Origin of the sequence: Clostridium sp. AM25-23AC (genome assembly GCF_003435125.1) — a bacterium.
GTDB classification, from domain to species: Bacteria; Bacillota; Clostridia; order Lachnospirales; family Lachnospiraceae; genus Pilosibacter; species Pilosibacter fragilis.
The window spans coordinates 186,029-207,397 of record NZ_QWGI01000002.1 but is presented as its reverse complement, the minus strand read 5'-3'; the positions used below and the strand labels follow the sequence as shown (position 1 = coordinate 207,397).

General features: G+C 50.6%; 15 protein-coding genes. 2 read left to right on the top strand and 13 right to left on the bottom strand.

The window, feature by feature from the left end; all coding sequences use genetic code 11:
• Positions 1-137 precede the first annotated feature (137 nt).
• The 6 genes from DW677_RS02140 to rsmH form a co-directional block, all read right to left on the bottom strand.
• Entirely contained in the window at positions 138-2,243 is a 2,106-nt protein-coding gene (locus DW677_RS02140; protein WP_343220174.1) for a heavy metal translocating P-type ATPase, read from the bottom strand.
• Between the two features lie 5 nt (positions 2,244-2,248).
• Positions 2,249-2,563: a DUF6110 family protein gene (locus DW677_RS02135; protein WP_015554255.1), complete on the bottom strand. Its 315-nt coding sequence runs from the start codon at positions 2,561-2,563 to the stop codon at positions 2,249-2,251.
• 366 nt (positions 2,564-2,929) lie between these two features.
• Positions 2,930-3,286, bottom strand: coding sequence for a transcriptional repressor (locus DW677_RS19145; protein ID WP_117483212.1), 357 nt, complete (start codon positions 3,284-3,286; stop codon positions 2,930-2,932).
• 86 nt (positions 3,287-3,372) lie between these two features.
• On the bottom strand, positions 3,373-3,741 hold the full coding sequence (locus DW677_RS02125; RefSeq protein ID WP_117566401.1) for a heavy metal-associated domain-containing protein: 369 nt from the start codon (positions 3,739-3,741) through the stop codon (positions 3,373-3,375).
• 388 nt (positions 3,742-4,129) lie between these two features.
• A complete protein-coding gene (locus DW677_RS02120; RefSeq protein ID WP_117504050.1) occupies positions 4,130-6,010 on the bottom strand; it encodes an LTA synthase family protein in 1,881 nt (626 codons plus the stop codon).
• 182 nt (positions 6,011-6,192) lie between these two features.
• A complete protein-coding gene (rsmH, locus tag DW677_RS02115; RefSeq protein WP_015554250.1) occupies positions 6,193-7,275 on the bottom strand; it encodes a 16S rRNA (cytosine(1402)-N(4))-methyltransferase RsmH in 1,083 nt (360 codons plus the stop codon).
• A 401-nt stretch (positions 7,276-7,676) separates the two neighbouring features.
• Between rsmH and DW677_RS02110 the strand changes: the two genes are divergently transcribed.
• The gene (locus DW677_RS02110) at positions 7,677-8,912 is read left to right on the top strand and encodes a 6-phosphofructokinase (RefSeq protein WP_117566400.1); all 1,236 of its coding nucleotides are present in this window, start codon (positions 7,677-7,679) and stop codon (positions 8,910-8,912) included.
• Between the two features lie 237 nt (positions 8,913-9,149).
• On the opposite strand, the gene DW677_RS02105 is transcribed toward DW677_RS02110, so the two are convergent.
• From DW677_RS02105 to DW677_RS18210, 4 genes are all read right to left on the bottom strand, one after another.
• A complete protein-coding gene (locus tag DW677_RS02105) occupies positions 9,150-10,646 on the bottom strand; it encodes a C69 family dipeptidase (protein ID WP_117469448.1) in 1,497 nt (498 codons plus the stop codon).
• Positions 10,647-10,904: 258 nt separating this feature from the next.
• Positions 10,905-14,669: a phosphoribosylformylglycinamidine synthase gene (locus DW677_RS02100; protein WP_117566399.1), complete on the bottom strand. Its 3,765-nt coding sequence runs from the start codon at positions 14,667-14,669 to the stop codon at positions 10,905-10,907.
• Positions 14,670-14,796: 127 nt separating this feature from the next.
• A complete protein-coding gene (locus DW677_RS02095; protein WP_015554247.1) occupies positions 14,797-15,408 on the bottom strand; it encodes a sigma-70 domain-containing protein in 612 nt (203 codons plus the stop codon).
• 52 nt (positions 15,409-15,460) lie between these two features.
• Positions 15,461-15,625, bottom strand: a complete 165-nt coding sequence (locus DW677_RS18210) for a hypothetical protein (RefSeq protein ID WP_181968285.1) — start codon at positions 15,623-15,625, stop codon at positions 15,461-15,463.
• A 49-nt stretch (positions 15,626-15,674) separates the two neighbouring features.
• On the opposite strand from DW677_RS18210, the gene DW677_RS02090 reads away from it, so the two are divergent.
• Positions 15,675-16,550 carry a LysR family transcriptional regulator gene (locus tag DW677_RS02090; protein ID WP_117469445.1) on the top strand — a complete coding sequence of 292 codons (876 nt, stop codon included), beginning with the start codon at positions 15,675-15,677 and terminating at the stop codon, positions 16,548-16,550.
• Between the two features lie 73 nt (positions 16,551-16,623).
• Here the strand turns inward: DW677_RS02090 and DW677_RS02085 are convergent, their stop codons facing one another.
• The 3 genes from DW677_RS02085 to DW677_RS02075 all read right to left on the bottom strand — a co-directional run bounded on the left by DW677_RS02085 (position 16,624) and on the right by DW677_RS02075 (position 21,260).
• On the bottom strand, positions 16,624-19,044 hold the full coding sequence (locus DW677_RS02085; protein WP_347473011.1) for an ATP-dependent DNA helicase: 2,421 nt from the start codon (positions 19,042-19,044) through the stop codon (positions 16,624-16,626).
• Positions 19,045-19,298: 254 nt separating this feature from the next.
• Positions 19,299-19,541: an HPr family phosphocarrier protein gene (locus tag DW677_RS02080; protein ID WP_015554244.1), complete on the bottom strand. Its 243-nt coding sequence runs from the start codon at positions 19,539-19,541 to the stop codon at positions 19,299-19,301.
• A 333-nt stretch (positions 19,542-19,874) separates the two neighbouring features.
• Entirely contained in the window at positions 19,875-21,260 is a 1,386-nt protein-coding gene (locus DW677_RS02075) for an NCS2 family permease (RefSeq protein WP_117504042.1), read from the bottom strand.
• Between the last annotated feature and the right edge of the window lie 109 nt (positions 21,261-21,369).

Sequence of the window (21,369 nt, the reverse complement as noted above, 5' to 3'; positions counted from 1 at the left end):
GGCAGCCGCACCGCCAGGTATTCCATGTCACCTCCATGCAGAAAAAAAACACCCGCGGCCGGATCGCTCCATGCCGCGGGCATATAATTCATCGTAACTATTCAGTGCATTCATTCATAGTTACAATTCTACCTATATTAGTGCTTCTTCTCCTCGTCCTTCAACAGGTTCGTCATGCTGTGCATGCTGATGCACAGGGTGGATGTGTTGTGAAGCAGGGCGGATGTCGCCGGGGCAAGCACGCCCATCACGCCTAGGATGATGAGACCAAAGTTGAAGCTGATGACAAAGCGGTAATTTCTGTGAACACGCCGCATCAGCGCATTGCTGATTGCTTTTAAAGTCACAAGCTGGAACATCGCGTCCTCAGAGATTGTGATGTCCGCGATCTCTCTTGCGATCTCAGCGCCCTCGCTGATCGCGATGCCGACGTTTGCCGCGGAGAGTGCCGGAGAATCGTTGATTCCGTCTCCCACCATGATAACCTTATGGCCTGCGTTCTTCTCTGCTTCAACGAAGTTCGCCTTATCCTCCGGAAGGACCTCGGAGTGATGCTCGTCCACGCCGACTCTTGCGGCAATGGCGCGGGCCGTTCTCTCGCTGTCTCCTGTCATCATGACGATCTTCTTGATACCAAGCTTTCTGAGCTCCTTCATAACTTCCGGAGCTTCCGGACGGAGCGGATCCTCGATGCAGATCACAGCCGCCAGTCTTCCCGCGATCGCGAGATACAGGTGGGAGTACTCTGCCGGAAGGGCTTCAAATTTCTCTTCTTCGCCCTCCGGGACTACACACTGCTCGTCCTCGAATACAAAGTGGTAGCTACCGATCACGACTTTGTCCTCGCCGATATGGGATGCAATTCCGTGTGCAACGATATAGTCAACCTTAGAGTGCATCTCCTCGTGGACAAGTCCGCGCTCTCTGGAGGCCGCAACAACCGCGTTCGCCATGGAGTGCGGGAAGTGCTCCTCTAAGCAGGCAGCAATCCTTAACATCTCAGCCTGGTCGCGTCCCTCGAAGGTCACAACGTCTGCAACCACCGGCTGTGCCTTTGTGAGGGTGCCTGTCTTATCGAATACGATGGTGTCCGCCTCAGCGACTGCTTCCATGAAGGAGCCGCCTTTGACAGTCATCTTGTAGCTGCTCGCCTCTCTCATAGCAGAGAGTACGGAAAGCGGCATTGCGAGCTTCAACGCACAGGAGAAGTCAACCATAAGGATCGAGATCGCCTTTGTCACATTTCTTGTGAGAAGGTAAGTAACGATGGTTCCGCCGAGACTCCACGGAACGAGAGCGTCCGCAAGTCCGGATGCCTTTGTCTCTAAGGAAGACTTTAACTTCTCGGACTCCTCGATCATCTTCACAATGCGCTCGAATCTTGTGGATCCAGCTGCTTTCTTGACGCGGACGATGAGGTTTCCTTCCTCGACCGCGGTTCCGGCATAGACGTACATGCCGTTCTCCTTGCGGACCGGCTCAGACTCACCGGTCATTGATGCCTGGTTTACCATCGCCTCGCCGGAATCTACAATGCCGTCAAGCGGGATCACGCTGCCGACGCGGACGGAGACGAGATCTCCTTCCTTAATATCAGAGATCGGGACAAGTACTTCCCCGTCCTCTGTCTTCTGCCATACTCTCTCGATATTTAAGGACATGCTGCCCGCAAGATCGCTGACAGACTTCTTGTGGGTCCAGTCTTCCAGAAGCTCACCGATTCCGAGAAGGAACATGACGGATCCTGCTGTGTTGAAGTCGCACCGCAGCATGGACACCGTGATCGCCGTCGCATCGAGGACCTCGACCTCAAGCTTTCTTCCCGCAAGCTTTCTGATGCCTTTAATAACGAATGGAACAGACTGGATCGCTGTCCATACCGCACGGACCGGAGCCGGAAGGAAGATCTTTGTAAGGCATCTTGTAAGACACTTTGTCACGAGCTTTTCCTGGAACTCCTGATTTAACTCTCTCGTGCTTGTCACAGGCACGATCTCGTTTAACTCTTCATCGTCAAAGGAGAACCTTAAGATCTCAGCAATGAGATCTTCCTTTGAGCCTGTGTACGTGATCGCCGCATCTCCGATTCTCTCATATACCTTTGCTGCCGTTACCTGCGGAAGGGATGCGAGATAAAAGGAAAAGAGGTCCGCCTGTCTGACTGACAGGCGGCCTCTGGTGAGATGGATTCGGATACGGCCCTTGATATCATGTTTTACCGTAAATCTGATTCCTGATTTCATAATGATTATTCAGCGTCCTCTGCTTTTTCTGTTGTCTCTGTGAAGTCTTCTGCTGCTTCCTCTTCCTCACCGAATGCTTCTTCAGCACGTGCTCTGTTGATCTCCTTAGCCTCTGCAAGAACATCCTCAGCGTTTGCCTGGATGTTGGAAGCTGTTGTCATAACGCACTCTTTTGCGCGGAGACCTGCTGCGAGGCAGTTGATGTATAACTTCTTAGCGTCCTGGCTTCCGAGAACCTTGACACCAGCTGTCCCGAAAAGAACACCGCCTGCAAATACTGCAACATTTTTTAATTTCAAGCATTTCTTAACATCTAACATTTTAAATTCCTCCTGTAAGTAAAAAATATAATTTAATAGTAAATGATCTGTCCTGTTTAAAGCCTGCTGACCTGGCTTTTAGCTGCCGGATCACTTGTGCTTATATCCGGTATACATCACCATAGCAAAGCAGAAAACAGTTGCCCACGCCCAGAATTTATGGTGTTTCATCGGTTTTCACTCCCTTGCATTTTACTTGGCAGAACGTCGAAAACCGGAAGGCTTTCAAACGTTTCCCACATGGTAACTCTTTTCCTGCCGGTTAGTCAATCATAATATTTTAAAATATTTTATGTTGAAAAAAAATGTCATTTTCTGATAATTTGCTGTCATCCATAACTCCATGACCTGCTGTTTTCTCCGCGTTTATGACGCACTGAAGGAACAGCATTTTTCTTTCTCTTTTTCGGTCTGTCTGAGACCGTTCTTTCCGTGGAACTCCGGGGCGATAACCTCGTTTTCCCCGTCTGCGCGCACTCCTGTTTCATCCGTAAATACATACTGGTAAACGCGCTTTAAGACGCCCATCTCCTCCAGCATGCGGATCGTGCGGTAGACTGTGGAAAGACCCACGGTGGAATCTCTCTGTACCGCCTCATAGTAAACTTCCTTGCAGTCGGTCCAGTTCTGTTCTAAGATCACATCAAGGATGACCATTCTCTGCTTTGTAATACGCTTCCCAAGTCTCTGGAACTCATTAACGATGTCTTTCTTCTGCCACATCCGGCATCCCTCTCATTCCTAAAAAGTGTGTTCCTGCCCTGCAGAGAGCCAGGCATTTGGAGTTTCAACCGAAACCGTTTTTTCGTTTACGCCTGCTTCCACTCGATATTGCGGAGCACATAGCCGGTCTTGCTCACGATGTCACGGATCTCACGGTCTGTCAGCTTTGTTTTCATGCGGACATCGGCTTCCTTCTTCTCGAGGTTTACCTCAGCCCAGTTGCCATCCTTCTCATTGAACGCATTCTCCACATGGAGCTTGCAGTGTTTGCATTTCATGCCGTCCACTCCGATGACTGCGTAGTACGGATAGTCTGAAGCATTTTTATCCTGCACTTTGATCTTCTTTTCTACATCTTTCGTTCCGCAGCAGCCATAGGTGAACTGGCGGATCGAACCTTTCACCGCGAAGATCGCGACAACGATCAATGCGACGATAATAATACCATTTATCATGACGGATCACGCCTCCTCTTAATTTTCAGAAACTACAGTTTTTCATTCCCCATGGGGTATCTTCTTTCACCTGTTAGTTTCTACTAACAAAGATTAGCACCAACTAACCATCTTGTCAATCCTCTTTGTCACTTTTTTGACATTTTATTTCAATACAAAAAATACTCTCATCCCTGACAGTGCCGTTCTTCTCATACTGGCTCTTCGCCTGCTCTCCGGAGACAGGCATCTGCAGTTGTTCCTGCTGCCCTCTTCTCTTTTTATTTTGCATAAAGTTTTACTTTAGCGGAACTTTCAAAAATGAATGTGCCTTGGCACATTCTCGCGCGAGCTATTACGCAAAACAGGCAGCCTGTCTCCAGGCTGCCCATCTCTATATAATATTCATTTACTGTGCGATCGAAAACATCTCATTCACGGTCTTCGAATCCAGGCTGTGGTTGTATACAAGATTCTCATACTCCACCAGCTGTTCCTTCCAATCGTAGTCCCCGCTCTCCGCGTCCTCCCAGCTGTGGTAGGTTCCGTCGGATTCCCAGATTCCAAGGTGATGGATGATCGGAAGCTTTTCGGAAAGCTGTAAGAGGAATTCGTTATACGGAGTCAGTGACAGGTTCGCGCGCTTTAATACATAGGAGGAAAGGTAAATTGCACCTAACCGTCCCATGTCCTCCGAAGGCTGGTCGTAGTTGGTCCAGATCACAAACGGGGTCTCGTACCAGACCATTTTCTGCTCATTCGGAACCTTCGCACTCTCCACGCCCATAGCCTCATCGAAGAACTCGTCCTCGATTCCCGGCTGATGGTCGCCGAACATGACGATCATCGTCGGCTGGTCGCACTGGGAGAAATAATTTACAAGCCACTCAAAAGCTTCATCAGATTTCTTCACGAGGGACAGATACATGTCTGCCTCCGGATACTTTCCTTCCATGTCCCCGGTGAGCCATACTTCCTGGTCAAAATTCGCGTATGGGATCGTATAGCCGCCGTGGTTCTGCATGGTCACATTAAAGAGGAACAGCTTGTCATCCGGATTTGCCTTCTGCTCGATATACTCGGTGATGACCTTAAAATCGCTCAGGTCACTGATATAATTTCGAAGTTCATCCCGGCTTTCGTAGGCGCTGATATCCATGAAATCGCTGAAGCCCATGTTGTTGTAGCAGATGCGGCGGTTCCAGTTCTCAGCCGGGTACGGGTGCATGGCAACCGGTGTGTATCCCTGATCCCTCACCGTGCTGACCATGGAGCGGACGCCCGGATTTACATAGAACTGATAAGCCACACTTCCTCTCGGCATCAGATACATAGAGTCACCGATCAGAAATTCAAACTCAGAGTTGCTGGTCATGGCACCAAATACCGGCATGCAGAGCTTTCCTTTTACGGTGTTCTCCGTCAGGCTGTGGAGAAACGGGAGATAATCGATATTTGTCGTAAAATCTCCGTCCACCGCCAGATCGGAAAGACTCTCGTTCATGATACAGATAATATTCGTCGGCTGGACCGCGTCCCCGGACGCCACCACTGCAGCAGTCTCCCCATTCCGCTCCTTCTCACTGTCCACATATTTGTCGCAGATTTCCTGGATCTTCGCCTGGGAGTAACCTCCCGGCGCTTTCTTTACCAGATATTTGATCGAGATTGCGGAGGACAGGATATAGCCATTCTCTGCGTAGGAGGTCGTCGGATCCCAAAGGTTTACCTCCAGAGACAGGCCTGAGATCATAAAGTTATAAAAGCAGGCGATAAACGCAGCAACCGCACCAGCAGAAACGCTGAATACCACTGCTCTTTTCTTTTTTCCTTTTACCCGCACAAACACAAACTGCGCCAGCGCGTTCCATATGATCAGGAGAACACCGCAGATGATCATCATAAATGTCGGGGTGTAATCGTAGCTTCCTGCAACCGTCATCGCGGTCTTCACCGCCAGAACATCGCCCATCATGATCGGACGGCTTCTGAAGGAAACGACAAACGCCTCCGCCAGGGAGATCGCATAGAGGATCACAGAAGAGACCGGAACGGAAATCCGGGTGCTGCCGGAGATTCCGAATACCAGAAGGTACAGCGCGAACATCCATACAATGTTGAGCACCGCGTTCTTCGGAAGTACCATCACAAAGTTTCCGGTCACGAACTCGAACATGACATAGGAGAACACCGGCGATAATAAAAATAATGCGATAGCGCCTGCATGTTTCAGTCTGTGGTCTTCCCTCTCTTCATACTCCCCTGTTCTTTCTTCAAACTTTTCGTCCATATACGTTTATTTCACTTTCTAAATCTGTCTGTCAGAAACTTGTTCAGCAAAATCTCATCCGCAGGGCTTGCCACCGGCAGCTGCTTCCGGATCCATAGCAATTTAAAAGAACTGCTGTCGATAGTTTTCCAAGTGCATAGCCGCCCAAACGTGTGCCTGCTGGACTTTTATCTTCTATTACATTAATTTCTATGGGAATTCTCTCCCTCACGGATCGCCCAGCGCATCTTCGTGGATCTCGCCCTCGGATTTCTCTGACATTCCTCCGCGGACGGGCGGATCACATCGTTTGCCACGTCACTGTAAAGTCCATCTTTTTTGCCTTCTTTGAAGTAATACTTTACGAGACGATCCTCGCCGGAATGGAACGTCAGGATCGCCGCTCTTCCGCCCGGTGCCAGGATACCCGGAAGCTTTGTAAGGAAACTTTCCAAAACCTCAAATTCCTGGTTTACATCGATCCGGAGTGCCTGGAAACATCTCTGGCAGGACTTCTTCACCGCTTCCTTACGCTCTTTTTCCGGAATGAAGGAAAGTGTTGTCTCAATGACTTCTTTAAGTCCTGTCGTCGTCTCAATATACTGGCGCTTTCTATTTCTCTTCGCAATCTCCCTCGCGATCTCCTCCGCATACGGCTCGTCGGAATTTTCCACAAACATTCCGGCGATTTCTTCCATATCCATCTGCTTTAACCGCTCCGCCGCGGAGATCCCCTTTTCCGGATTCAGTCTCAGGTCTAACGGACCGTCCGCCTTGTAGGTAAATCCGCGTTCCGGGTTATCGATCTGCATGGAGGACACACCGAGATCCGCCAGAACGAAATCAAAAAGTCCGGTCTCCGGGACAAGCTTATCGATATCCGCGAAGTTCATCTGCTTCACCGTAAGGATGTCCTCGTCAAATCCGCGCTCCTTTAACCGTGCCTTCGTCTTCACGATCTCGATAGGATCCACATCAAGGCCGTACATGTGTCCCTGTCCCTCGAGTTTCTTCAACATCTCCGTTGTGTGCCCGCCGTAACCCAATGTAGCGTCAAGCCCCTGCATTCCCGGTCTGATATCCAGGAAATCCAGGATCTCGTTCACACAGATCGAGATGTGCATGCCTGCCGGAGTGCTGCCTTTTTTGATGACCTTCTCGACCGTGTCAGCATATTTCTCCGGATTCTGTTCTTTATACTTTTCCTCAAACCGTTTCGGATGTGTCCCGCTGTAACGGACACGCCGCTTGTGTACCGGTGCTCCCTGTACCTCTTTTTCTTCCATGTCAAAACCTCGTATTTATCGCTGTTTTTCTACACATACCGGTTTATCTTAACATATTCTTCATATAAATGTAAAGTATCTTTTCGTTGACAGAAATTATGGCTCTTCCGGAGTGCTGCCGTTCACGCCCAGCCAGATAGCCACCGGTTTTTCCAGTACTTCACACGCCTAATCACTCAATCGTCAAAATCCTGTCATATTTGTTCGAGATGCGCATATATTTCAAATTTGTCATCTTTTTTCTAAATATTCTGCCTTTTACTTGTTTTTGCATCATAAAACTGATATAATGATTTTATTATAACTGCTCCGTGTTTCCGTGTCTTCGATCAGCGAAAAAACTCAAAACGCTGGTCTGACGGACAGTTATCATATAATTACAATACCTGGAGGGATGCTACATGAAAGGCAACATTATCGTTGGACAGTCCGGTGGCCCGACTGCCGCTATCAATTCCAGTCTCGCGGGCGTTTACCGCACCGCTATCGACCGCGGAGCAAAAAAAGTATACGGCATGCGTCACGGCATTCAGGGTCTCTTAAACGAAGATTATATCGATCTTACCGAACATATCCAGACGGATCTGGACGTAGAACTTTTAAAACGCACACCTGCTGCCTATCTCGGATCATGCCGCTATAAGCTCCCGGAGATCCATGAGGACATCGCTACATACGATAAAATCTTTTCTATTCTCGACAAGCTTGAGATCGAGTGCTTTATCTATATCGGCGGAAACGATTCCATGGATACGATCAAAAAGCTGTCCGACTACGCGATCTTAAGGGGTCATCCAACCAAATTTTTAGGCGTTCCGAAGACTATCGACAACGATCTCGCCCTGACCGACCACACACCGGGATACGGCAGCGCGGCGAAATACATCGGAACATCAGTGAAAGAGATCATCCAGGACAGCCAGGCGCTGATCTACGATAAGGGCCTTGTCACCATCGTCGAGATCATGGGCCGAAACGCCGGATGGCTCGTTGGTGCCGCGGCGCTCTCCAAGGGCGAGGATTGCGATGGCCCGGACCTGATCTATGTCCCGGAACTTCCCTTCGATATCGACAATTTCCTTGTCCGCATTAAGGAACTCCTGGCAGAAAAGACTTTCGTTGTGGTTGCCGTCTCCGAAGGCATCCGCCTGGCGGACGGACGTTATGTGTGCGAGCTCACCGACGGTGTGGATTTCGTTGACGCCTTCGGCCACAAGCAGCTCACAGGCACCGCGAACTATCTTGCCCGCCGTCTGGCTCAGGAGATTGGCTGCAAGACGAGAACCATAGAGCTTAGCTCCATGCAGAGAGCGGCCTCCCATCTGGCATCCCGAATCGACATTCTGGAAGCTTTCCAGGTCGGCGGTGCCGCCGTGAAGGCAGCCGACGAGGGCGATACCGGTGAGATGGTCATCATCAAACGTCTCTCCGATGACCCGTACCAGTCCACCACAGACCTTAGAAATGTCCACAAGGTCTCCAATGTGGAAAAAGTGGTCCCGAGGGAATGGATCACCGAGGACGGTACCTACGTCACCGACGAGTTTATCAGCTATGTCCGCCCGCTGATCCAGGGTGACGTGTCACCAGTTATGGTGGACGGAATTCCGCGATATCTGTATCATAAGAAGAAATAATGGCAGAAACCTTTTCCCTGCCGCGGCGGGCCGCAACGGCAGCAGCTTTTTATAACCGCATAAGTTTCCTTTAAGGATTTCTAATGAGCTTAAAAGACCTCCTACAGGAATACAGAACCATAAACTTAGATTCTGTCTCCTGGGAGGTCTTTCTTTATTCATCTTTATTCATTCCTGCTGCCATCATTCATGGTTTCCAAGCTTTCCAATGATTCCGACAGGCACTTTCTGACATTTTTACGCGTCAGATCTTGAAAACGCATTCTTCATGGAATTGCTGAGCTCAAAGAGCACATGATCCAGGGTATTTCCTGTCTCCTCTTTCAACATCTTCGCGATCTCGCGGTTCGCTTCTTCTAAAAGTCTTCTGCTCTCCGCCGGATCCGTAACCTTCGCCGCCTCTTTATCATACTTGTTGAGCAGCGCATGCCCCTTCGCCTCCACAGCGTTCTGGTAGCGCTCGATGTGGATCGCGGATTTTGCGAAGGACGCGTCCGCCATAGCCGCGATCATTCTCGCGGACCAGTAGAAGTTCTCTGTAGAGACTTCCTTCGTGGTGTTCGCAAGGTACTCCGGTGTCTCGTCCACAGCCGCGTAGAACGGAACCAGGGTGTTGAACGCGTTTGACGCGAAAGCCAGCCACTGGACCGCCTGACAGTTTGCCGGGGCACCCGGGCGCATCTGGATCAGAGCAAGGAAATCATTGCGGTTGATGCCGATAGCGCGGTATTTGCCCTTCTGGAGTCCGTCACCGCTCTTTGCGTACGGATCATAAGGGGTTCCCTGGAAATGGGAGGAAAGAGCATACTTGACATCCTCCACCGTGATCTTCTTCTCCGGAACCATGCTCCACGGGATATCGTCGGATTCCGGTCTGTAGTCCGCGTCCGGTCCGTCCCACTTCTTTGTCTTCGGATTAAAGTAGCGCTCCATGAACCATGCTCTTGGTGTATTGTAGATATGGTCGGAATCGCTGTGGCTTCCAAATGCCGCGCGGGCATCAAAATGGCTTCCATTTCCTCCGTTTAAGGAGAGGTCCAGGTGGTTCTCAGCGATAAACTCTCTTAAGTCGGAAGAACACATATGTTCATTCTGCTCGGAGAACGCGTCGTTTAAGTCAAAATCATCGATACCGAACTGGTTCGGCATCACCACGTAACGGTCATCCGGAACACGCTTTGCGATCCAGTGATGTCCGCCGATGGTCTCAAGCCACCAGATCTCGTTGACGTCCTGGAACGCGATACCGTTCATCTCGTAAGTCCCGTACTTCTCCAAAAGACTTCCGAGGCGGATCACACCTTCTCTCGCGCTGCTGATATACGGAAGCGTGATGTACACAAGGTCTTCCTCACCGATTCCACCGACGATCTCCTCTTTTCCGTCCTCCGCCGGCTGTAACTTTACAAGCGGGTCTGCTCCGAGAACACGGGCGTTGGATGTGATGGTTTCCGTAGCTGTCATGCCGACATTCTTTTCATTAACGCCGCTGGCCGCCCAGATTCCCTTTCCCTTAATGGCGTTCGGAACTGCCGTAAACTTCATCGGATCTCCCGGAAGATCGATCTCAGCATGAGAGAGAACAGACTTATAAACCTTCGGCTGCTCCTCCGGGTGGATCACCACAAATTTTTTCGCCGTAAAATGTCCGGAACCGGAATCATCATTTCGCGCGATCATCGTTGAACCGTCATAAGACGCGTTTTTTCCTACAAGAATCGTTGTGCATGCCATGTCAAATACCCTCCAAAACTATAATATGCGGCCGTCACTGTCCGCCAGCCGCGGATACGTCCAGTTTAGTACGCTTCGGAGTTTCTGTCAACTAACTGAGGTACCGCGGCAAAGCAGCACCTCACACAGAACCTCCTGTCAACAGTCTCTTTCAGGTTCATGGTAATCGGCAGCTTCTTCCGAATGCACAGCAGCGCAGAACGCCCCAGGGGAATTTTCTCTCCCTGGGGCATTCTCTTATTTCTTCCAAATATTCAATTACTTAAAGTACTTCACACCACTCTCAAACAGCTTCAGATCCTGCTCGCCTGTGATGTTCTTTGCAACATAGTCGCCGCGTCTCTCAGCATGGCCCATCTTACCGTAGACACGTCCATCCGGGCTTGTGATACCTTCGATCGCCATGAAGGAGCCGTTCGGGTTCCAGTATTCGTCCATGGTCGGAACACCGTTAAGGTCAACGTACTGGGTCGCAACCTGTCCGTTTGCGAAGAGCTTGTCGATCCATTCCTTCGGAGCCACGAAACGTCCCTCGCCGTGGGATACCGGGTTTGTGTAAACGCCGCCAAGTTCTGCGCCTGCAAGCCACGGGGACTTGTTGGAAACGACCTTTAAGTTAACCATCTTGGAAACGTGGCGTCCGATGGTGTTGTAGGTTAAGGTCGGGGAATCCGGCTTCTGCTCTACGATCTTTCCTTCCGGCACAAGACCAAGCTTGATGAGAGCCTGGAAACCGTTACAGATACCGAGCATTAATCCGTCACGCTCATTTAAGAGCTTCATGATCTCGTCCTTTAATACCTCGTTGCGGAACGCAGTAGCGAAGAACTTTGCGGAACCTTCCGGCTCATCACCTGCGGAGAAGCCGCCCGGGAACATAACGATCTGGGACTCTTCGATGCTCTTTCTGTAGACTTCTACGGAATCGCGGATGTCCTCGGCGCTCATGTTCTTGAATACCTTTGTGATGACCTTTGCTCCCGCACGCTCGAATGCCTTCGTGCTGTCGTACTCACAGTTTGTTCCCGGGAAAACCGGAATAAATACGGTCGGAGTACCGATCTTATGATTGCAGATCACAACGTTCTCTGCCTTAAATACTTCGTTCTTAACTTCTTCTTTCTTTACCGCGCTCTCTGTCGGGAATACATCCTCGAGAGCTGCGTCCCATGTCTTTAATGCCTCGTCGAGCGCAATGGAGACATTGCCGTACTCGAAGGCTGCCTTGTCGGTAACTTCACCGATGACACGGTAGCTCATCTGAAGCTCGCCGACCTTATCAGCCGGAACCTCGCAGACGATATTGCCCCATGCCGGTGCAAAGAAGTCTCTCGGATCCACGTCATGCTCGATCTTGACACCGAGGTGGTTTCCGAAGGCCATCTTGCTGACTGCCTCTGCGATTCCGTTTGCCTCTGCGGCGTACGCGGAGATCACGCGGCCTGCCTTGATGTCCTCATGGAGTTTATCATATCCAGCCATGATCTGGGCATAATCCGGAAGATCATAGGAATCTTTTTTAATTTCAAATACAACGATCTTATTTCCGGCCTTCTTGAATTCCGGGGAGATCATGTTCTTCGCGCTTGCAACGTCAACCGCGAAGGAAACCAGGGTCGGCGGGACGTCGATCTCTTTTCCGCTCTCCTCATCAAAGGTACCGGACATACTGTCCTTACCGCCGATGGACGGAAGTCCGAAGCCCAGCTGCGCATTGTAGGCACCGAGAAGTGCTGCGAACGGCTGGCTCCATCTTGCCGGCTCGCTGCTCATTCTGCGGAAGTACTCCTGGAATGTGAAGCGAATCTTCCTGTAGTCGCCGCCTGCTGCCGCGATCTTAGCGACAGATGTGAGGACTGCATAGATCGCGCCGTGATACGGACTCCAGCTGGAAAGATACGGATCAAAGCCGTAGCTCATCATGGTCACAGCGTCGCACTTTCCTTCCAGAACCGGAAGCTTAGCGACCATGGTCTGGATCTCCGTCTGCTGATATTTTCCGCCGTACGGCATCATAACGGTAGATGCGCCGATGGAGGAGTCGAACATCTCCACGAGACCTTTCTGGGAGCAGACATTTAAGGAACCGAGCATCTTCAGCCATTTTTCCTTAACGTCTCCTACTTCTTTCTTTTCAAACGGAGTTCCCTCATGGTTCGGAACCTCCAGGGTAACGTCTGTCTCCTGATGAGCGCCGTTTGTGTCGAGGAACGCACGGCTTAAGTCAACGATGGTCTTTCCCCGCCATGTGAGGACGAGTCTCGGGCTCTCTGTGACTGTTGCGACTGTGACAGCCTCAAGGTTCTCCTCTTTGGCGTATCCTAAGAATGTGTCAACATCTTTCGGATCAACGACAACTGCCATTCTCTCCTGGGACTCAGAGATCGCAAGCTCTGTTCCGTCAAGACCTGCGTACTTTTTCGGTACTTTATCGAGATCAATCAGAAGTCCGTCAGCGAGTTCACCGATCGCTACGGAAACTCCGCCTGCGCCAAAGTCGTTGCACTTTTTGATCAGTCTGGAAACTTCCGGACGGCGGAACATTCTCTGGATCTTTCTCTCGGTCGGGGCGTTACCTTTCTGGACCTCAGCGCCGCAGACCTCGATGGATGCCTCTGTGTGTACCTTGGAGGAACCTGTCGCACCGCCGATTCCATCACGGCCGGTACGTCCGCCGAGAAGGATGATCACATCACCCGGATCGGATGTCTCACGGATCACGTTCTTTCTCGGAGCTGCCGCCATAACGGCACCGATCTCCATTCTCTTCGCAACATAGCCCGGATGGTAGAGTTCTTTTACATAACCGGTCGCAAGACCGATCTGGTTTCCGTAGGAGCTATATCCATGGGCAGCCTCTGTAACGATCTTTCTCTGCGGAAGCTTGCCCTTTAATGTCTGATTTAACGGCTTTGTCGGGTCAGCGGCACCTGTGATGCGCATTGCCTGGTATACATAGGTACGTCCGGAAAGCGGGTCACGGATCGCGCCGCCAAGACAGGTTGCCGCGCCGCCGAAGGGTTCGATCTCTGTCGGGTGGTTATGGGTCTCGTTCTTGAAGTTTACGAGCCACTCCTCGGTCTTTCCGTCGATCTCCACCGGAACGACGATGGAGCAGGCGTTGATCTCGTCGGATACCTCAAGATCCTCTAACTTGCCCTCTTTGCGGAGTTTCTTCATACCCATGATCGCAAGGTCCATGAGACATACGAACTTGTCGTCGCGTCCTTTGTAGATCTCCTTGTGGTCAGCAAGGTACTGGTTGTAGGTATCCTCGATCGGTTTCTTGTAGTCGCCCTCTGTGAATGTCACATTCTTGAGTTCTGTGGAGAATGTGGTGTGGCGGCAGTGATCGGACCAGTATGTATCAAGCACGCGGATCTCTGTCACGGACGGATCTCTGTGCTCTTCGTTCTTATAGTAGTTCTGGATGTGAAGGAAGTCTTTGAAGGTCATTGCAAGGTTTAAGGAACCGTAGAGTTCCTTTAAGGCCGCCTCGTCCATATCCTTAAATCCGTCAAAGACCGCAACGTCTTCCGGCACATCAAATACGGTGACAAGTGTCTCCGGGATCTCCTCGGACGCCTCTCTGGAGTCCACCGGGTTGATACAGAAGGACTTGATTGCTGCGATCTCCTCCCCGGAAAGCTTTCCGGAGATCACATAGGTCATTGCGGAGCGGATCACCGGCTCCTCGTTCTCGTTTAATAACTTTACACACTGCTCTGCGGAATCGGCTCTCTGGTCAAACTGTCCCGGCAGATACTCAACGGAGAATACCACATCCTCCGCGCTGTGCGGGAATGTCTCCTCAAACACATCGTCTACCGGCGGCTCGGAAAAGATCGTTCCGAGTGCCTCTTTATATACGTCCTCAGAAATATTTTCAATATCGTAGCGGACTAACACACGGACGCCCGTTACCCCTGTAATGTCAAGATAGCTTGCGATCTCCTCGCGAAGCTCTCTTGCCTTGATTGCATATTCCGGTTTTTTCTCAACAAATACGCGCTTTACGCTCATAGTCTCTCCTCCTGGAAAACGGCTTTGTCAGATGGTTTTCATTTTGCCTTAATCATAGCACAGGTCAGTGTGATTAGTAAAGTTAATATATTTAATTATTTTTATTATTTATACTTATATATTGATTTTAACTCTGTAAGCTCTGGTTGATCTTGCTCATGCTCAGCGCGTCCATGGTCACCTTCATGATCTCCCGGACCTCGTCCTCGGTCATCTTCATGCGCTCCGCAAGCTCGGAAAGCTTTGCCTCGCGTCCAAGCTCCTCCGCCATGGATTTCGATACCTCCTGAAGCACATTGACGCGGGCTAACATCTCCTCCTCGATATCCGCTTCCTTCTTCTGATCGTTGATGATCTCCTCCATACGGACACGGATCCGGCTCTCCAGAAGTTTTTCAAAACTACCCTCGAACCCTTCATCTGCCAGCATCATGAGCTCCAGACTGGCTTCCTGGATCAGGTCCGCCATCGGGACACCTTTGTTAATGTAATCCTGGACGAAGAACAGGGCATTCTTTAAGTTGCCCTCGATGAGGCGCTCTCTCGCCGCCTTGTTTCCGTTCCGGATCTCGCCGAGAAGCTTCGCGTTCTCCGCCTCGCTGCATGGCGGGATCGCCGCGATCTCCTCCATATATACGCGGTAGATGTCCTCCGCGCTTAAATCCTCCTCGGAGTTGTTGAACTCGTCGTCAACCTTCGCGTTCTCTATTTCGTTCTCATATCTCATTTTTTCTGCCATAGCCTCTATAAACCTCTCTGATTTTTCTTGATTACTGCTTCAGCTTTCACAGTTATTCTCTCTTCGCAAAGCTTTTTGCTTCTCCTTTGCACCTGTTTTTCTTATTTTTCGCACGACGGATTTCTTCTTCCCGCCCCGCCGCCTTTCCGTAATCATACCATATTTTCCACCCGGCTTCCAGACAAAACCACACTTTCTCGTTTTTTCCTCTTTTCAAATCCCTGTTCCTGTGATAAAATAGCCTTGTTTCATTAGGAGGACTAATAATGGATATTAACTATGAATTATATAAAGTATTTTATTACGTTGCAAAAACTCTGAGCTTTTCCGAGGCATCGAAATGCCTCTATATTTCCCAGTCAGCCGTCAGCCAGTCTGTGAAGGTTCTGGAAAAAAAGCTGGGCCAGACGCTCTTTATCCGAAGCACGAAGCGGGTCCAGCTCACCCCGGAAGGCGAGATCTTATTTAAACACATCGAACCTGCAATGAACCTGATCCATAAAGGCGAGACCCAGCTCTTAGAGGCCAACACCCTGAACGGCGGCCAGCTCAGGATCGCCGCCAGCGACACGATCTGCCGCTATTTCCTTGTCCCATATTTAAATAAGTTCCATAAACTCTACCCGAACGTTCATATTAAAGTAACGAACTCCACCTCGATCGACTGTGCCCGCATTTTAGAGAATGGACAGGTGGACTTCATTATCACCAACTACCCAAATTCCGGTCTCTTGAACACCCACAGTGTCCGGGCGATCCGGGAATTCCGCGATGTTTTCGTTGCGAGTGCTGACCATTTTCCGTTGCAGGACAAGACCTTCACCCTCGCCGAGCTTCTCGATTACCCGATCATGATGCTGGACCGCAAGAGTACCACAAGTGAGTTCTTACACTCCATGTTCCAGAAGTCCCATCTCGATCTGGTCCCGGAGATCGAGCTCAGCAGCAATGACCTTCTGATCGACCTGGCCCGCATCGGCCTTGGAATCGCCTTCGTGCCGGATTTCTGTATCCCAAAGGACGAAAAGCAGCTCTTTATCTTAAAGCTCTCCGAGACACTTCCGGTCCGCCAGCTTGTTGTGGTCCATAACGAAAACCTTCCGGTCTCCCAGGCCGCGAAGCAATTCATGGATATGTTGTAAGACCTGCAGCAGCCCTTCACCAGACCTGCATATTCCCTGCACCGTCCCGGCAAACGACTGCCCGGATATCCATCTACCTGCCCCGTGACTCCCAGAAGTCCGAAAGGCACTGACCGACGTTCTTTCTGTTTACCATCTGGAAATGCTCCCATTCCCTTGGGAACAGTTCCAGATATTCTTTTTTCAGGAACCTGTCATCGAGAAGCAATATGATTCCCTCGTCCTCCGTCGTCCGGATCACACGGCCCGCCGCCTGTAAAACCTTATTCATTCCCGGATACTGATACGCAAAGTCAAATCCCGCTTCTTCTTTCTCCTCAAAATACCCCCTGAGAACCTCCTGTTCCACGCAGACCATTGGGAGTCCCGTTCCGACGATCACGGCACCGATGAGCCGCTCTTCCTTCAGGTCGATCCCCTCCGAGAACACGCCGCCCATGACGCAGAACGCCGCAAGAGAATGATCCCGGGGCTTTTCGAATTCTTCCAGGAATTCCTGGCGTTCCTGTTCCTTCATGCCCTGTCCCTGGACCAGGAGATCCGCTGGGAAGTCCATGTCCTCCACGGCATATTCCACCTGTTCCATATACTGGTAGGACGGGAAGAATATCATGTAGTTGCCGCTCTTAGAGAGGACCACCTCCCTGATATACTCCGCCACCTTCCGGTATTCGCTCTCGCTGCGCCTGGAGTAGCGGCTGCTGACGTCCGTCGCAACCATGAGAAGACGTTTTTCTTCCTCGAAGGGCGAGTCCGCATAGACCGCGTAGTCGTCCTCGTTTCCGGAGAGCAGTGTCTTGTAATACCGGATCGGCAGCATGGTTGCCGAAAACAGGATCGTGCTGTTTCCCTGGGACATGCAGAGGGAGAGGTTCGCCGACGGGTCCACGCAGAAGAGCCTTACTTTAAAGGAAGTGACTCCCACGTTCTCCGCGTAGATCCGGTAATGGTCATCCAAAAGCTCGTACACGTTTAAGAAATCCCTGAGACCAAAGTAAAAGTCCAGAACTGTATCCCTGCCCTCAAACTCCGGAAAATCTTCCAAGAATGTCTCCATATCGGAGAACACTGCCATCGCAGCTGCCGCTAAGGATGTCACATCGGAGAGCAGCTGCCATGTCTCGCACTCCCGCTTCATTCCCAGCATCACCTGGCTGCATTTTTCCAGATTTTTCTCCAAGCGGGGCGCTTTCTGCTTTACGAGGCGCTTTACGGTGAGGAGATCTTCTTTTTTTAATTCGGCGCTGTACATCTCCCTCGCGCGGGAGACCAGATTGTGGGCCTCATCCACGAGGAACAGATAATCACCTTTCTGTCCGTCCGCGAAGTAGCGTTTCAAGCGCACATTCGGGTCAAACACATAGTTGTAATCGCAGATGATCCCGTCGGTCCAGCTGGAGATGTCCAGACAGTATTCAAATGGGCATACCCGGTACTTTTCCGCGTACTGCAGGATCTTCTCTCTTGTCATCTCCTGTTCCAGGTGGAGAATATCGAATACCGCCTCATTGACCCGGTCAAAGTGGCCTTTCGCGTATGGGCATGCGTCCGGGTTGCACTCGCACTCGTCCATGGGACAGAGTTTTTCCTTTGCCGTTATTGTCACCGAGGTGAAGATCAGACCATGATCCCTTAAGATCCGAAACGCCTCCTCCGCCACGGTCCTCGTCACGGTCTTTGCGGTGAGGTAAAAGAGCTTGTCTCCCTTTCCTTCCCCGATGGCACGGACCGCCGGGAATACAGTGGAGAGCGTCTTTCCGATTCCCGTGGGAGCCTGGATAAACAGGCGTTTTTTCCGACTGACGGTCCGGTAGACGGATACTACAAGGTCACGCTGTCCCGCCCGGTAAGGGAACGGGAATTCCAGGTGCCCGATGGAGGCGTCACGGATCAGCTCATGGTGGTAGAGGTACCTCGCCCACTTAAAATATTCGTGAACCACGCCGGAAAACCATGTCTCCAGCTCTTCTCTCGAGCGGTCGGTCTGGAATCTTTTTATTTCCTCTGTTTCAAGGTTACAGTAGGTCATCTGCAGGCGGATCCCGTCGAGATCTTTGTCGCAGCAGTAAAAATATCCGTAGCACATGGCCTGGGCGAGATGGACCTCGATGGGCTCCTCCAGCCTTGAAATGTCCGTGTACATGCCTTTGATCTCGTCGATCACCGGGATCCCGTTTTCCGCGAAGATTCCATCGGCGCGTCCCTCCACGAGAAGCGTGATCTCCTGCTCCTCGTCCTGGACCTCATGCTTTAAGGGGACCTCCGCCCGGTAGCCGGCTCCCATCCGCTTCTGGATCTTCCTGTGGATCCTTCCTCCCGCCAGCATGGCATCCTTCTGGGCGTTTCCGGAACAGCGGTTGTCGATATCCCCGGAGCGCAGCACGAATTCCACCAGGTTCCGGACCGAGATCCGGATCGCTTTCCTGTTTTCTTCGCTCATGAGACGCTCCTTTCCTGTGGATATGCTGATCGACCACCGCTCACCACCCCACATATGTTCCTCTTTTTCCTGAATCCTGCTATATGCCGCACATATCGCTCCCGCAAGTATAACATTTTTACAATTTCCTGTAAAGTAATGCCGTGTGTTCACAGAACATATGGCAGGTCATCTGTCAGAAGCTTTCCGTGCTATTTTCCCGTGCTGCCGGAATTTTCACGCTTTGTGCCGCCCGCCGGACGCAAAAAAGACAGCCTGCCGTACTTTTCATACAGCCGCTGCCTCTTTCTTTATCTTTATGTATATTTTTACGCTACCGCGTGCATCGGATTCTTTCTCTCAAGAAAAGCTTCGAACGGCGCATTCTCGCCGTCATATTCAACGGTGAGGATCTTTGTCAGATCAAGGCTCAGTACTCCGAGAAGAGACTTCGCGTCGATGATCATACGGTTATAAAATACATTTACATCAAAATCGCAGCCGCTTGCGATGCTGACAAACTCCTTCGCCTCGTCTGCGGACACAAATTTTACTTTTTTCTGTTTCATCATGATTCCTTAACTCCTTTTTTGTTAAACCCTTTGATGTCAAATCCTTTATATTTTTACGATTCTACATTTATACCACATTCAAATTCAAGCGTCAATCGACAATTATCACCATCTTTTTGATAGTTTTATGACAAATTTTGTCATTTGTTACAGAAAAGCAGCCAGATTTGTCTGATGTCTCCGTCAACTCCGGATGTTTTCACACAAAAATCCGGCAATCTGCCCGACAACTCCTATTCTCTGTGGAATACAATCAAAAAAGCCGGATGCACAGCGGCAGTCATCTCTGACATTACCATACTATGCATCCGGCAGTCTTTGGCATTTACATATTTACATTAAAATATACTTGAGGATGAAGAGCACCGCCAGGATATACATGACCGGAGTGATCTTCTCCTTCTTTCCGGCAAAGAGGTTCATGACAACATAGGCGATAACTCCCATGGAGATTCCCTCGGAGATGCTGTAGAAGAACGGCATCGCGATGATGCAGAGGAATGCCGGGATTCCTTCTGCCGGATCCTTGAAATCGATCTCCGATACGGAGCCGATCATGTAGAAGCCTACAACGATCAGGGCCGGAGCCGTCGCAAAGGACGGGATTGCAAGGAAGATCGGGGATAGGAACAAGGATAACAGGAACAGGATACCGGTCGTTAAGGATGTAAGACCGGTTCTACCGCCCTCTGTCACGCCGGAAGCACTCTCCACGAATGTTGTAACTGTGGATGTACCGAGGCAGGCACCGCAGGTCGTACCGACCGCATCTGCAAGGAGTGCGCCCTTGATCCGCGGGAGTCTTCCCTCGGAATCCAGCATATCCGCCTTCGCGGACACACCAATCAGGGTTCCAAGTGTGTCGAAAAGGTCAACGAACAGGAACGCGAATACGATAATGATGAATTCCAGTACCGGAACACCCTTTAAGCTGAACTTGAACATGATCGGCGCCAGGCTCGGGATGGAAATTCCGTTGGAAAAATCCGGGAGCAGGTTGTAGAAGCCGAGATCCGGATTCGGGATGTAAATGCCCGCAAACTGGCAGATGATTCCGAGGATCCAGGTGATCAGGATACCCCAGAGAATATTTCCTTTGACATTCTTTACGATCAGGATTCCAGTGATCAGAACACCAAAGATCGCAAGGAGTACGGTGATCCCCGCGTCGCTCATGGACGCTGTGAGACCGTCAGCGAGAGTTTTGTTGTAGCCGTCAACAGAGAACAGACCTACAAGCGTTGCTCCACCGATCACGATCTTCGCATTCTGAAGACCAAGGAATGTGATGAAGAGACCGATTCCAACGCTGACCGCTTTCTTTAAGTTAAACGGGATCGCGTTGAAAATCGCTTCCCTGATGTTGAAGCAGGACAGGATGATAAAGATGATACCTTCCGTGAGAACTGCCGCAAGAGCAACTTCCCAGGAATAGCCCATACCGAGAACGACCGTGTATGCAAAGTAAGCGTTCAGACCCATTCCGGGTGCCAGGGCGAACGGGTAGTTCGCGAACAGTGCCATGCAGAGTGTTCCGATGAAGGATGCCACCGCTGTCGCTGTGAAGACCGCGCCGTGATCCATTCCCGCCGCCGCAAGAATGTTCGGGTTTACCGCCAGGATGTACGCCATCGTCATAAACGATGTCACACCGGCCATGATCTCAGTCTTAACAGTTGTGTTGTTTTCCTTGAGATGGAAAATTTTTTCGAGACTCATTTGTTTCCCTCCAATTTGTTTTATCAGTTTTTGTTATAAAACCGCTACTTTCTATTATACGTGGTACTAATAGAAAAGGCAAGGGAAAGAAATTGGGGGTTCCGAATAT

What these genes read in the sequence shown, in the direction of transcription:
- DW677_RS02140 (WP_343220174.1), bottom strand. Translation starts at nt 2,243, where the DNA reads ATGAAATCAGGAATCAGATTTACGGTAAAACATGATATCAAGGGCCGT.
- DW677_RS02105 (WP_117469448.1), bottom strand. Translation starts at nt 10,646, where the DNA reads ATGGCATGCACAACGATTCTTGTAGGAAAAAACGCGTCTTATGACGGT.
- DW677_RS02125 (WP_117566401.1), bottom strand. Translation starts at nt 3,741, where the DNA reads ATGATAAATGGTATTATTATCGTCGCATTGATCGTTGTCGCGATCTTC.
- rsmH (WP_015554250.1), bottom strand. Translation starts at nt 7,275, where the DNA reads ATGGAAGAAAAAGAGGTACAGGGAGCACCGGTACACAAGCGGCGTGTC.
- DW677_RS02075 (WP_117504042.1), bottom strand. Translation starts at nt 21,260, where the DNA reads ATGAGTCTCGAAAAAATTTTCCATCTCAAGGAAAACAACACAACTGTT.
- DW677_RS02085 (WP_347473011.1), bottom strand. Translation starts at nt 19,044, where the DNA reads ATGTGGGGTGGTGAGCGGTGGTCGATCAGCATATCCACAGGAAAGGAG.
- DW677_RS02095 (WP_015554247.1), bottom strand. Translation starts at nt 15,408, where the DNA reads ATGGCAGAAAAAATGAGATATGAGAACGAAATAGAGAACGCGAAGGTT.
- DW677_RS02080 (WP_015554244.1), bottom strand. Translation starts at nt 19,541, where the DNA reads ATGATGAAACAGAAAAAAGTAAAATTTGTGTCCGCAGACGAGGCGAAG.
- DW677_RS02135 (WP_015554255.1), bottom strand. Translation starts at nt 2,563, where the DNA reads ATGTTAGATGTTAAGAAATGCTTGAAATTAAAAAATGTTGCAGTATTT.
- DW677_RS02120 (WP_117504050.1), bottom strand. Translation starts at nt 6,010, where the DNA reads ATGGACGAAAAGTTTGAAGAAAGAACAGGGGAGTATGAAGAGAGGGAA.
- DW677_RS02090 (WP_117469445.1), top strand. Translation starts at nt 15,675, where the DNA reads ATGGATATTAACTATGAATTATATAAAGTATTTTATTACGTTGCAAAA.
- DW677_RS02110 (WP_117566400.1), top strand. Translation starts at nt 7,677, where the DNA reads ATGAAAGGCAACATTATCGTTGGACAGTCCGGTGGCCCGACTGCCGCT.
- DW677_RS19145 (WP_117483212.1), bottom strand. Translation starts at nt 3,286, where the DNA reads ATGTGGCAGAAGAAAGACATCGTTAATGAGTTCCAGAGACTTGGGAAG.
- DW677_RS02100 (WP_117566399.1), bottom strand. Translation starts at nt 14,669, where the DNA reads ATGAGCGTAAAGCGCGTATTTGTTGAGAAAAAACCGGAATATGCAATC.